Annotated in this window: 11 protein-coding genes; 5 read left to right on the top strand and 6 right to left on the bottom strand. The window is 36.8% G+C overall.

Going from position 1 to position 12,449, the window contains the following annotated elements:
• The first annotated feature begins 143 nt into the window (after positions 1-143).
• Together A9996_RS04235 and A9996_RS04240 are read left to right on the top strand one after the other, a co-directional pair.
• Positions 144-2,441 carry a DNA topoisomerase 3 gene (locus tag A9996_RS04235; RefSeq protein ID WP_066431285.1) on the top strand — a complete coding sequence of 766 codons (2,298 nt, stop codon included), beginning with the start codon at positions 144-146 and terminating at the stop codon, positions 2,439-2,441.
• The gene (locus tag A9996_RS04240) at positions 2,428-3,024 is read left to right on the top strand and encodes a pseudouridine synthase (RefSeq protein ID WP_066431287.1); all 597 of its coding nucleotides are present in this window, start codon (positions 2,428-2,430) and stop codon (positions 3,022-3,024) included. Before A9996_RS04235 ends, A9996_RS04240 begins: the two co-directional genes overlap by 14 nt.
• Here A9996_RS04240 and A9996_RS04245 read toward each other — a convergent pair.
• Entirely contained in the window at positions 3,021-3,464 is a 444-nt protein-coding gene (locus tag A9996_RS04245) for a cold-shock protein (protein ID WP_066431290.1), read from the bottom strand. The two genes, A9996_RS04240 and A9996_RS04245, sit on opposite strands and share 4 nt — an antisense overlap.
• 675 nt (positions 3,465-4,139) lie before the next feature.
• On the opposite strand from A9996_RS04245, the gene A9996_RS04250 reads away from it, so the two are divergent.
• Entirely contained in the window at positions 4,140-4,406 is a 267-nt protein-coding gene (locus A9996_RS04250) for a hypothetical protein (RefSeq protein WP_066431293.1), read from the top strand.
• A gap of 3 nt (positions 4,407-4,409) precedes the next feature.
• Here the strand turns inward: A9996_RS04250 and A9996_RS04255 are convergent, their stop codons facing one another.
• Positions 4,410-5,069, bottom strand: a complete 660-nt coding sequence (locus A9996_RS04255; RefSeq protein ID WP_083993840.1) for a hypothetical protein — start codon at positions 5,067-5,069, stop codon at positions 4,410-4,412.
• A 91-nt stretch (positions 5,070-5,160) separates the two neighbouring features.
• Positions 5,161-6,675 carry a DEAD/DEAH box helicase gene (locus tag A9996_RS04260; RefSeq protein WP_066431297.1) on the bottom strand — a complete coding sequence of 505 codons (1,515 nt, stop codon included), beginning with the start codon at positions 6,673-6,675 and terminating at the stop codon, positions 5,161-5,163.
• Between the two features lie 706 nt (positions 6,676-7,381).
• On the opposite strand from A9996_RS04260, the gene A9996_RS04265 reads away from it, so the two are divergent.
• On the top strand, positions 7,382-7,942 hold the full coding sequence (locus A9996_RS04265) for an ExbD/TolR family protein (protein ID WP_066431298.1): 561 nt from the start codon (positions 7,382-7,384) through the stop codon (positions 7,940-7,942).
• Between the two features lie 62 nt (positions 7,943-8,004).
• Here the strand turns inward: A9996_RS04265 and A9996_RS04270 are convergent, their stop codons facing one another.
• Both A9996_RS04270 and A9996_RS04275 read right to left on the bottom strand, forming a co-directional pair.
• A complete protein-coding gene (locus A9996_RS04270) occupies positions 8,005-10,170 on the bottom strand; it encodes a S9 family peptidase (protein ID WP_066431299.1) in 2,166 nt (721 codons plus the stop codon).
• 31 nt (positions 10,171-10,201) lie between these two features.
• Positions 10,202-10,573, bottom strand: a complete 372-nt coding sequence (locus A9996_RS04275; protein WP_066431300.1) for a 3D domain-containing protein — start codon at positions 10,571-10,573, stop codon at positions 10,202-10,204.
• A 147-nt stretch (positions 10,574-10,720) separates the two neighbouring features.
• On the opposite strand from A9996_RS04275, the gene A9996_RS04280 reads away from it, so the two are divergent.
• Positions 10,721-11,992, top strand: a complete 1,272-nt coding sequence (locus A9996_RS04280) for a dipeptidase (protein WP_245905259.1) — start codon at positions 10,721-10,723, stop codon at positions 11,990-11,992.
• Between the two features lie 67 nt (positions 11,993-12,059).
• Here the strand turns inward: A9996_RS04280 and A9996_RS04285 are convergent, their stop codons facing one another.
• Positions 12,060-12,263 (bottom strand): putative signal transducing protein, encoded by a 204-nt coding sequence (locus A9996_RS04285; protein ID WP_066431306.1) that lies wholly within the window; start codon positions 12,261-12,263, stop codon positions 12,060-12,062.
• Positions 12,264-12,449 lie beyond the last annotated feature (186 nt).

The following is a 12,449-nucleotide window of genomic DNA, read 5'->3' on the forward strand; positions in this document are numbered from 1 at the left end:
AGCGGGACCTTCGTGTGTTTTATCTTAATTCTTGCAGTATCCCTTCAAAAAGTTTTACTTTGCACACGCCAATTTTTAGATGGTGTGACATCGTCTGAAATCTAATTACTCATCATTCAACAACTTAAATATAAACTCTTATTTTGAAAGTCTGTATCGCCGAAAAACCAAGCGTAGCGCGAGAAATCGCCACTATATTGGGAGCCAATAGTAAACATGATGGGTATTATGAAGGCAACGGTTATGCAGTAACCTATACATTTGGACATTTGTGCACCTTGATGGAGCCCAATGACTATAAGCCGCATTGGAAAAGTTGGGATTTGAACAATTTGCCCATGCTGCCCGAAAAGTTTAAAACGAAGGTGGTGAGCAATTCTGGCATTCAAAAGCAGTTTATGATTGTCAAGAAGTTATTTGATACTGCTGATGTGGTTATTAATTGTGGAGATGCTGGTCAGGAAGGGGAATTGATCCAACGTTGGGTTTTGGACCAGGCGAATTACAAAGGCAAAGTGCAGCGTTTATGGATTTCTTCATTAACTGCCGAAGCCATTAAGGAAGGTTTTGAAAATCTGAAACCGTCAGAACAGTATGATAATCTTTTTTACGCAGGATTTTCTCGCGCCATTGGCGATTGGCTTTTGGGGATGAACGCCACACGTCTGTACACTCTGAAGCACGGCGGCTACAAGCAGGTATTGTCTGTGGGCCGCGTGCAAACGCCAACCTTGGCCATGGTGGTCAACAGGTTTAAAGAGATTGAAAACTTTGTGCCTCAACCCTATTGGGAATTGCAAACACTTTATAGAGACACGTTGTTCAGTTATGAAGAAGGTCGCTTTACCAAAATGGAAAATGGTGAAGTATTGGCCAATAAAGTTAAGGAGCACGAGTTCGAAATTGTGTCCATTACCAAGAAAAAAGGAAAGGATTACGCACCAAAATTGTTCGACTTGACAGGGTTGCAGGTGTATTGCAATACGAAATTCGGATTCTCGGCAGATGAAACCCTTAAGATTGTTCAGAAACTGTATGAGCAGAAAGTCGTCACCTATCCAAGAGTTGACACCACGTTTCTACCCAACGATATTTACCCTAAAGTGCCAGGCATATTAAGTAACCTTTCAAAATATGCATCGTTAACGACGCCAATTTTAGGAAAAAAGATTAAGAAATCGTCAAAAGTCTTTAATGACAAGAAAGTTACAGACCATCACGCGATAATTCCTACTGGTGTTGAAAGCAATTTGCAGTATAACCAACAGCAGGTGTATGACATTATTACAAGACGTTTTATCGCCGTGTTTTATGACGATAGTACGGTATCAAACACGACCGTTATTGGAAAAGCAGCAGATGTAAATTTTAAAGCCACCGGCAAAGAGATTTTGAGCAAAGGCTGGCGGGTTGTTTTTGAAACTGCCAATGGCACTAGTGGTACTGCAAAAGAAAACTTATTGCCAAGCTTTGTCAAAGGTGAAAAAGGATCACATGAACCGTCCTTTTTGGAAAAACAGACCAAGCCACCCAATCAATTTACAGAAGCGTCCCTTTTACGTGCCATGGAAACCGCAGGAAAGCAAGTTGATGATGATGAGATGCGCGAATTGATGAAAGAAAATGGAATTGGCCGTCCTTCAACACGCGCCAACATTATTGAGACCCTCTTCAAACGTAAATACATTGAGCGTAATAAAAAGCAAGTTCTGCCTACACAAATAGGCATTCAACTCATTGATACAATTCAAAATGAATTGCTGAAATCGGCCGAATTGACCGGCATGTGGGAAAAGCAATTGAAAGACATTGAAAAAGGCACCTATAGCGCAGCCCAATTTATTGCCAATATGAAAAAAATGGTGGATGCCTTGGTGTACGAAGTGCGGAGTGAAACCCAACGTGCCAACATCTCCCATATAAAGATTGAAGATAAGGCGGTAGCGAAAAAGGAGCCTAAGAAAAAAGCAGGAATCACTTCAATAACCTGTCCGAAATGTAAAAACGGAACATTGATCACAGGGAAAACGGCTTATGGTTGCAGTGACTTTAAAAATGGCTGTCGTTTTTTGCTACCATTTAAGTTTAAGGATAAAAAGGTTTCAGAAAAACAATACCTGCGCTTGCTTCAAAAAGGCTCTACAGTAAATCTTAAAGGATTCAAAAATGAAACTGGAGAATTGGAAGGACTCATCAGATTTGATGATATGTTTCAATTGGTATTGGAACCAAAAAAAATGGCCAAAAAAGAAACTTCAGACAGTTTGACTTGTCCAAAGTGTAAGAAAGGCACTGTCATAAAAGGGAAAACTGCTTATGGTTGTAGCCATTATAAAGAAGGTTGTGATTTTAGGTTTACGTTTGATGATGTGCGAAAAAAAGGTGAAGGAAAAAAAATGAGCAAAGAACTGGTTTACAGTATTTTAAATGGAAGAATCTAAATCATCACAACACGTTCATTATCTGCTTCATAAACCCTTAGGATACCTCAGTCAATTTATGAGCAACGCCAAACATGAGCGCAATAAAAAGTTTTTAGGTGCCCTTTATGAGTTCCCTGATGGTGTGATGCCTATTGGGCGCTTGGATAAAAATTCAGAAGGACTTTTATTGCTGACCACTGATGGTTTTTTGAGCAACACAATCTGTAGCAACCACGTTGAAAAGGAATATTATGTGCAGGTAGATGGTGCCATTACAGATACCGCAGTTGAAGAACTTCAGCGAAGTGTAACCATAGGATTCAAAGGCATTAAATACGACACCCAGCCCTGTAAAGTTTTCAAATTGAAGCATACGCCCAATTTTGCAGAGCGATCTAAAAAAATAAGGGATGCACGCCATGGGCCAACCTCATGGATTTCAATCACCTTAAATGAAGGAAAGTTTAAGCAGGTGCGCAAAATGACTTCTGCGGTTGGTTTTCCTACCCTGAGATTGGTACGTGTGCGCATTGGTAGCATTCATTTAAACAGAATGGCACCAGGAGATGTTATTAAAATGGATGAATTAAAGGTGGATTAAACGCGCTTTACTCTTACAGCATTCATACCTTTCATACCGCGTTCCAATTCAAAAGTTACTTTGTCATTTTCAGCGATATCATCTAAGAGTCCACTAACGTGACAAAAATACTTTTCATTGTTTTCAAGGTCGATGATAAATCCGAAGCCTTTAGAACTGTCATAGAATGACACTTTTCCTTGTCTTATTGGATCTTCTTCTTCACCTTCTTCTTTTTTGGGTACACCCAAAACAATATCTTCTGCTTCTACTTTAATCTTATCTGCAGGATTTGGTGGTGTATCTGTCAAATTGCCGTGAGCATCAACGTAAGCAAATTGGATACCATCGGTTCCTCCTTCTGCTTTACGGGCTTCTTTTTTCTTTCTTTTATCTTCACGCTTTTTTGCACGTGCTTTTTCTTTTTCAATTTTGTTAAAGGTCTGTTGCGACTTAGCCATTCTTTTTTTTTAATATGTTTTAAGGGTTAATTTTGAAATACCAATCAATACTTAGGATAAGCAATTTTGGAAATTGAAATGTCGAAAGATTAATCTAGTGATTGCAATGTAAATAAATAATACAGTAACATAAGTCTCTGATTATCTATATACCTTACAAATATAGGATTTTGATTTTAAATTCCATCTTTCAATACACTATTCTTTATGCGTGTCTGTTCAATTAATTAATCTGAGGGCCTTATTATAGTATATATCTTATGATTTAATTAAAGAATTTGAATTTCACTTTTAATAGCAAAAAAGAGCGACTAGTGATTAATAAATAATCCTTACGTTAATAACAGGCAGAGCGATCAGATTGATAAATGTCGTCTCAACTAATATTACTTGGAAAAAACTGACCTAATAATGCAATCTTATTTTAGCATTTAATTTCATATGAAAACGAACGAGCTGACAAGGGACATTGAGAAGGGATTCTTAAGAAGTGTTTTCCAAAATAGAGAATGCGGCTGTTTTTCCTTTAACTTAATTATAACACCTCCAAAAATCTTAAGATTAAGAAGTTACCTTCAATAGGCGTCAAAACCTTTTATAAAGCCGAACTGCATTAGGTGAAGTCTAATTATTTATCTAATTTTATAGTTAGAATCACATTAAACGTTTAAGAAAATGACTTTTATCTCTGAAAATATAATTCCTGGAAATTACGGCAAAAAATTCACAACAGATGTTGATGAAGCCTCTGAACAAGCAAAACTTGAAGCGGCCATTATGGATGTTGAGGGCGTCAAGGATGTTGTTTTTGAAAAAGATGTTTTCCCATTAGTGTTTACCGTGTATACAAATCAAGTTGTAGACATCACTGACCTGCAAAACAAAGCACTAGAGTTAGGATTTCATGTCATTGCCAAAGAGCCTTTCTTCCCTTTATTCTAAAAACTATTTCTCTTTTACAATTATAATACTGGCCGTTACACCAGTGAGAAGATTCCATTTTTTTGAAGATACCTGCAGACCATTATCATCAAAGACATGGAATTCTGCTGTATTTGGCCCTGACTCACCTTGGTTGAGCGCCACAAATTCTATTTTGTTGATACCTTCTACCAAAGGGACATCAAAATTCTTATAGCCTCCTGTCAGTAAAAGATCGGGTATAAAAACGATGCCATTTACAAAAACACGCACGCGGTCTCCATCAGGATATTCATGGTCTCTACATTTTATGTTGGCTTTCTTTCCGGTCATCCTAAAAGTGCCCAAAAACTGATCTTCCATGGTTTCCATCCTAAAACCTTGCTCTACAGCTTTACTGTTCCATTTTTTATCAAAGATTTCACCCGGATCTCTAAGGGTGCTGTTGTCAAACATTGAAAACTCTGTTTTCTCTTTTTCAAATGTGATGGGATTCTTAACCGTAGGTTTTTCTTCCTTTTTGACCGGTTCAATTTTAATAGGTGTAGGTGCTGGTTCCTTTTTGTCATCCTCTCGCTCTACGGCAGGAATAGGAATACTTTTAATTGGAATTTCCTGAGCCTTCATTTGAAAAATGGCAACGAGAAAGAAAATGCCTAAAAGATTATATTTATAAAATGCCATAAGCCTAAAACCGATTTTGAGTACTTAAATCAAAAACTGTACCTCTTAGCGAAACTAACGATTAATTCTGACTCTAATTTTTAAGGAAACGTTAAAACTTGCCGTTGAAACTCAACCTTAGCTTTCGGATGTATTCATCTATGAGCCAATCTTTGTAATTCTGGGTACTGTTCATCATACAATAGGAATATTGCTTGATTCTATAAGAAATATCATCCTGCAAATATTTGATCAAATCGCGTGCATCAAAAATAGTTTCGGCATTGGCAATGATCATCTGAGAGTGCTGTTCTATTGAACGTTCAATAGCAGTAATGGATTTTCGTCCTTCTGAAACAACTTTTTCATACTCTGCCTTAACATCAAAATCAATATTTTCAGAGTTGCTGAAACGTTCTCTGACCGAGTCTGGCATGACATAAACAAAGTCGCGCTCAATATCTTCATCATTGCGAAGGTTTTCAAGATAAAGATCTGGATATTTAAAAATGTGTTGCCAATCTACAGCTTGATTCCATGGTCCAAAACGAACAGCATTATTACCCAAGTCTAACACCAAAAAAGATTTTTTATCTGAAAGGATGCGAGAGCCACGCCCGATCATCTGAAAATATAATGTCAATGATCGTGTGGCACGATTCAAGATTACAGATTCTACGGTAGGTTCATCAAATCCGGTAGTCAAAATACTGACAGAGGTCAAGATGCCATCTGGTGTGTTTTTAAACCACTTCAAAATTTCCTTCCGCTCTTGTTTACTACAGGTGTTGTCTAAATGCCTCACATTATAACCCGCACGTTGAAATGAATAATACACCTCTTTTGAGGTTTGGATACCGTTGTTGAAAATTAAGGTTTTCTTGCCTTTAGACATTTCTTCATAAGCAAAAATAAGCTTGCTCAACATATAGGAATTGGTGTAGAGCGCTTCTGAAGATTTTACAGTATAATCGCCATTGATGCCAATTTTTAAGGTATTCAATTCCACATCAAAATTATACAGCTCTGCATTTGCCAAAAATCCATTTTTTATCAAGGTTGAAATATCATCACCAACTATCAATTTTTGGTAATTATCCTTCATTGGCAATTTGATATTGGAACTCAAAGGCGTAGCCGTGACACCAAGAATAAAACAGTTTTCGAAGAATTTAAACAGTTTTCTGAAAGAGTTATAATGGGCCTCATCAATAATAACCAATCCAATATCTTCCAAACGAAGCTTTTTTTCATTGAGACGGTTGTTCAAGGTTTCAACCATGGCCACAAAACACTTGTACTGATCTTGGTCTGGAAGTTCCTTAACCTTGCTGTTGATAATCTTGTTGTGGACATCAAAGCTGGTCAGCATTTTTGAAGTTTGCTTGCACAGTTCAATCCTATGGGTCAAAATAACCACTTTCTTATTATGGTTTTTGATATAGCGTCTAACAATTTCAGAAAAAATAACCGTCTTCCCTCCTCCCGTTGGCAGTTGGTACAATAAATTATAATTGTCTGGAGCAGTTTCCAATACCTCAAAAATCCTGTTGAGATCAGCAAGCTGATAATCATAAAGATTCTTTTTGGTTTTGGCTTCGTTAAGGTGTTCTGCAGTTTCAGACATAGAAATAGGACGTTCGGAAAAAATTTCCACAAAATTAAGGTATTATAGGGGTTAATGTTAGTTAATGTTGAAAAGATTTAACAAGTTGAGGATCATTGTCTCTAACCAATGCTTGAAGTACACTCCCTTCTAATTAAAGTCGGTTCAAAAAAAGCTTTCAGGTAAAATTCATTCTGCTAGAAGTACTTTTAAAAGAGATGAAGTGACTGTTTTAATACATGATGAGGCTGTGTCTATATTATTTAAAAATTATTTTCAGAATTAACATATTGATAAATAAGGACTTATCTATTTAAAAAAATATAAATTACTTTGTATTGCATAGTACTGTAACAAAACATTATTTGCTTCGTCTCTATAGTATAAACAACAACAAACCATCTAAAAATGTGGTACATTAAATTATAGAAATCATGAGAACATTAAACAGTAATCAAACAACAGGAACATTTCAGAACTCAAAAACCCTTACTTGGAACAGTAAAAGACGTTTTAAGAATTAATTTCAAAATTTCATCAATCATTTATACCAAGGTAACTATGAAAGCTTTAGCTAAAATAATCGATTCTTCAGGCAGTCTCGACGACGATCTAGACACTTTCAAAATGTAACCACCCCATTCAATCTGGCGCTCTCATCAAGCGCCAGTTTTTTATTTGGCACCAATTTTGTGATTTCTTTAACACATCCTTAAAACTTCACACTATGAGACACTCACAAAACTCTTCGCCACAAGTTAATGCTGGTTCAATGGCCGATATTGCCTTTTTATTGTTGATCTTCTTTTTGGTGGCCACCACCATCTCGGCCGATAAGGGTATCAATAGAAAACTTCCTCCTGAATGTCCGCCAGGTACGGACTGTTCTGCAGAAATCAACGAGCGTAATATTTTGAGAATAGAATTGAACTCTAAAAATGAGCTCATGGTTGATGGTGAAATTATAGAACTACAAGATCTAAGAGAGGTTACAAAAGCCTTCTTGGACAATAATGGCAATGGCACCTGTACGTATTGCAACGGAAATTCTCTTGAGCTATTTTCTGACCATCCTAAAGAAGCGGTTGTATCCTTAACCACGAGCGATACTTCTAACTATGCCGCCTTTATTGCAGCACAAGATGAATTATCAAAAGCCTACTATGAACTTCGTGAAGTATATTGCTATGCTGTTTTTGGGAGATCTCCAAAAGATTTAAATCCTGCACAATTAAAGGAAGTCAAAGAAGCCTATCCCTTTATCCTTTCTGAAGCTGAAACAAAATAAACTTTAAAAGCTGGTTCTTGATGTTAACTAGAACCAGCTTTTAATTTGAAGTCTTCTACACTCTATTTTAAATTTTTTCGATCTAAATTGATAAAAAACGCATAGGTTAATGCAGTGCGTTTGTAGCGTTCAAAACGACCTGAAGCGCCACCATGACCGGTATCCATGTTAACGTCCATCAACAATAGATTATCATCAGTTTTCATCTCACGCAATTTAGCGACCCATTTTGCTGGCTCCCAATATTGGACCTGACTGTCCCAATAGCCTGTTGTGACCAGCATGTTTGGATAGTCTTTTGCTTCTACATTATCATAAGGAGAATAGGATTTCATATAGTCATAATAGACTTTTTCTTTCGGATTTCCCCATTCATCAAACTCAAAGGTGGTTAAAGGAATCGTTTCATCGAGCATTGTAGAAACCACATCAACAAATGGAACAGCAGCCACAACGCCATTAAACAAATCCGGTTCCATATTAATAACCGCCCCAATCAATAAACCACCAGCACTACCGCCCATTCCATAAAGGTGTTCTTTGCTTGTAAACCTTTCATTAATCAAAAATTTTCCACAATCTATAAAATCTGTAAACGTATTTTTCTTTTTGAGCAATTTGCCATTTTCATACCAATCACGTCCCATTTCCTGTCCACCTCTAATATGCGCTATGGCATACACAAAACCTCTATCCAACAGGCTTAAAATGTTTGAAGAGAAAGCGGCTTCCTGATTAATCCCATAAGATCCATAGGCATATAATAACAACGGATTTTTGCCATTTTTCTCTACTCCTTTTTTATAAACCAATGAAATTGGAATTTGAGTGCCATCAGTAGCTGTTGCAAATAGGCGATTAGAAACGTAGTTTTTGCCGTCAAAAGTACCGCCAACAACTTCCTCCTGCTTTAGCAATTTCTGAGATTTCGAGTCCATATTATACTCATAGGTAGTAGAAGGCGTTGTCAATGAAGTATACACGTAGCGTAAAATGTTGGTATTGAAATCGAGATTGTTTGTGGTATATGTCCTGTAACTTGGGTCTTGAAAATCCAGATAATAATCCTGCGATTTGTCCCAAGTCATGACACGTATTTCACTTAATCCGTTTTTACGTTCAGAGGTGACCAAATGGTTCTTAAAAAGTTCAAAATCCTGTAAATACACATCCTCTCTATGTGGAATGACATCTACCCAATTTTCTTTGGCAGTATCATTTACAGGCGTTTTAACAAGTTTAAAGTTATGGGCATCCAAATTTGTTCTGATATAAAAATCATTGGCATAATGATCTACAGAATATTCGAGATTTTTTTCTCTTGGCTGTATAATTTTAAATTTTCCATTAGGTGTATTGGCATCTAAAAATTGAAATTCTGATGATAGGGTTTGGCTACTTCCAATAATAATGTAGGCATTGGATTTTGTTTTGTAAACATACGTGTTGAAGGTTTCGTCCTTTTCTTCAAAAACCAGTACATCCTGAGATTGATCTGTACCCAGAACATGTTTGTAAATTTTATTGTCCCGCAATGTTTGTGGGTCCTGTTGTGCATAAAAAAGGGTCTTATTGTCATTGGCCCAAATAGCGCTACCGCTGGTATTGCTTAATTTGTCTGTCAATAATGTACCAGTTTCTAAATTTTTGATATAAAGAACATACTCTCTACGTGAAATAGTATCAATACCAAACACCATGAGGTTATTGTCTGGACTTACAGAACGTCCACCAATACCATAATAGGTGTATCCATCAGCCAATTCAGGTCCATTCAAAAGGATTTCCTCATTGTCGCTTCCAGTTTTCTTTCTGCAATACAATGGGTAATCCATCCCTTCTTCATAGCGGGTATAGTAGCTGTAACCATTGTCAGTAACTGGAACAGATTGATCATCTTTTTTGATACGGCCTACCATTTCTTTGTATAAGGTATCCTGAAGTTGTTCAGTACCGCTCATCATCGTTTTCAAGTAGCTGTTCTCAGCTTCAAGATAGTTGAGTACATCTTGGGTTTGGGCATCAGGAGTTTGGGCATTTTTTTGTGCATCACTCAACCGCATCCAAAAATAATTATCGATGCGTTTGTCATCATTTGCAATCAGTTCTTTAGGGACTTTCTTTGCAATTGGATTCTCATGTTCATCAGCTACAGCAATTTGCTCATTTTTTTTACATGCAGAAAGCACGATTAAAAATGACATCAAGACATAAAATTTAATTTTCATAACACCCTTTATTTGTTAGTGGTTACAACGCTTAATTTTTAATAGGTAATCGAAAATCAATACAAACTTTTCTCCTTCCCCACTGCCTTGCGGCTTCAACATCAGTACCCATATAGATATCGATATGTTTACGCCATTTATGGTGCATTTTATCCTTTACCAAATACACACCTTCAAAACCTTCAATAACCACAGGCGTGTTGTACTCTAGTCCATTTTTCAAGAGATCTCGGGATACCGCAATATATTTCATGCCTGGTTTTAAACTGTCGCCAAAAGCGGTAATTTGAGGATTGTTGCCTGTTTGCCTAACTGTTGAGTTATAAGCACTTGCGATGACCGTAACGGAGTCCCAGTAATATTCGGGTTCTTCTTTTTGTGCTTCAGCACAACTCGTTAACATCAAGAGTAGTATTAAAAAACGTATTTGCATGAAATAAATATACAACTTAAAGAAACATAAATTCATTTTTGTAACTTGTCACATCATAAATTTATTGTAAAATCCATGACAAAAACTATGCTTTCTTTAAGTTTAATCACGCTTTTTATGAGCTGTAAAACTGACAACAAAAAAATGACAGATACCAATTCAAGTCAAGATTCCATCGCACTTATAGAGCGTGCAAAGGCTATTCATGAGCGTGTAATTACCTTAGACACTCACTGTGATTTTAACGTTAAAAACTTTACTGACTCTACTAATTACACCCAAGATTTAGAATCACAGGTGACATTGCCAAAAATGAACCAAGGCGGATTGGATGTGGCGTGGTTTATTGTCTATACAGGGCAAGAAGACTTGACGGACGAAGGTTTCAAGAAGGCTCATGAAACGGCTATGGGCAAGTTCAATGCCATTCATAAACTGGTAGATGATTTTGCACCTGAGCAAATTGAGTTGGCCCTGACTTCAGATGATGTAAGACGTATTGTCAAATCTGGAAAAAAGGTAGCCATGATTGGCATTGAAAACGGCTATTCGGTCGGAACGGACATTACAAATGTGGAGAAATTTTATGATTTGGGCGGACGTTATATGTCTTTGGCCCACAATGGCCACAGTCAATTGAGCGACAGTAATACTGGAGAATTGGATTCCATTTGGTTACATAACGGATTGAGTGCTTTAGGAAAACAGGTCATAACAGAAATGAACCGTGTAGGGATGATGATTGATGTGTCGCACCCAAGCAAAGAAGCGATGAGAGCTATGATTGATTTATCTCCAGTGCCACTTATCGCCTCTCATTCTTCAGCAAGAGCGTTATGCGATCATAGCCGAAATTTGGATGACGAGCAATTGGAATGGTTAAAAAAGAATGGTGGCGTTGTGCAAGCAGTGGCATTTTCGGCTTATTTGAACACTGAAAAGCACGAAAAATATGCGGCTTTCAAAAAGGAGATCGCTTTGAAAATAATGGACTCCATGAATGTGGCATATTTGGAACGAAGTGATCTTAAGGAATTATCAGAAGAAGAGCGAGATGCCTATTACAGTGTTCTTCAAAAGGTAAATCCTTTGGTAGACGCAAAATTAAAGACGATGAAAAATGTACCAGAAGCTGTAAACGTTTCAGATTTTATAGACCATATTGATTACATGGTGAATAAAATTGGAATAGAACACGTGGGTATCAGTAGTGATTTTGATGGTGGTGGCGGTATCGAAGGTTGGAAAGATGCTTCTGAAACTTTCAATGTAACATTAGAACTCGTTAAACGTGGCTATACTGAAGAACAGATTGCTATGCTTTGGAGCGGCAATTTGTTGCGTGTATTAGATGCAGTGCAGGCATTTGCAAAAAACATGCAAAGTTAAAACTCAAACATATAAATGTAAAAAGTCCGCTACACGCGGACTTTTTGCATTTATAATCAATAACGATTTACTTTGTTCTACTGTCTAAAATCAACTGTGCTTTTTCAGCATCAGCTTCAGAAACAAACAGCTGTATTTCACCAAGGAGCCCTGCATAAGAAGAATCCAATTTGTTCATTTCGTGGAACGCAATACCTTCATTTTCCAATAAATTTTTGATTTCCATAACTCTCACTTGGGAGGTGCCGGAATATATTTTTATGTCGCTCATGCTATCTGATTTTTAAAATTGAGGATTGAACTTTCTAAGTTAGGAAAAAAAAGTGACTTAAAAAGAGTTATTGCAGATTTGAACTAGCTTTTGATTTTAGTTTATGAGTGTGAATCAATAAAGTGTTGTGCTCTAAAACATCAACAATGGGTTAGATTTAGAAATTGAGCATTTAAAATATAATGG

The sequence above is a fragment of the Gelidibacter algens genome (genome assembly GCF_001678675.1).
Classification (GTDB): Bacteria; Bacteroidota; Bacteroidia; order Flavobacteriales; family Flavobacteriaceae; genus Gelidibacter; species Gelidibacter algens.

Coding starts and splice junctions, on each gene's coding strand:
- A9996_RS04240 (WP_066431287.1), top strand. CDS start 2,428: ATGGAAGAATCTAAATCATCACAACACGTTCATTATCTGCTTCATAAA.
- A9996_RS04245 (WP_066431290.1), bottom strand. CDS start 3,464: ATGGCTAAGTCGCAACAGACCTTTAACAAAATTGAAAAAGAAAAAGCA.
- A9996_RS04250 (WP_066431293.1), top strand. CDS start 4,140: ATGACTTTTATCTCTGAAAATATAATTCCTGGAAATTACGGCAAAAAA.
- A9996_RS04255 (WP_083993840.1), bottom strand. CDS start 5,069: ATGGCATTTTATAAATATAATCTTTTAGGCATTTTCTTTCTCGTTGCC.
- A9996_RS04260 (WP_066431297.1), bottom strand. CDS start 6,675: ATGTCTGAAACTGCAGAACACCTTAACGAAGCCAAAACCAAAAAGAAT.
- A9996_RS04265 (WP_066431298.1), top strand. CDS start 7,382: ATGAGACACTCACAAAACTCTTCGCCACAAGTTAATGCTGGTTCAATG.
- A9996_RS04270 (WP_066431299.1), bottom strand. CDS start 10,170: ATGAAAATTAAATTTTATGTCTTGATGTCATTTTTAATCGTGCTTTCT.
- A9996_RS04275 (WP_066431300.1), bottom strand. CDS start 10,573: ATGTTAACGAGTTGTGCTGAAGCACAAAAAGAAGAACCCGAATATTAC.
- A9996_RS04280 (WP_245905259.1), top strand. CDS start 10,721: ATGAGCTGTAAAACTGACAACAAAAAAATGACAGATACCAATTCAAGT.
- A9996_RS04285 (WP_066431306.1), bottom strand. CDS start 12,263: ATGAGCGACATAAAAATATATTCCGGCACCTCCCAAGTGAGAGTTATG.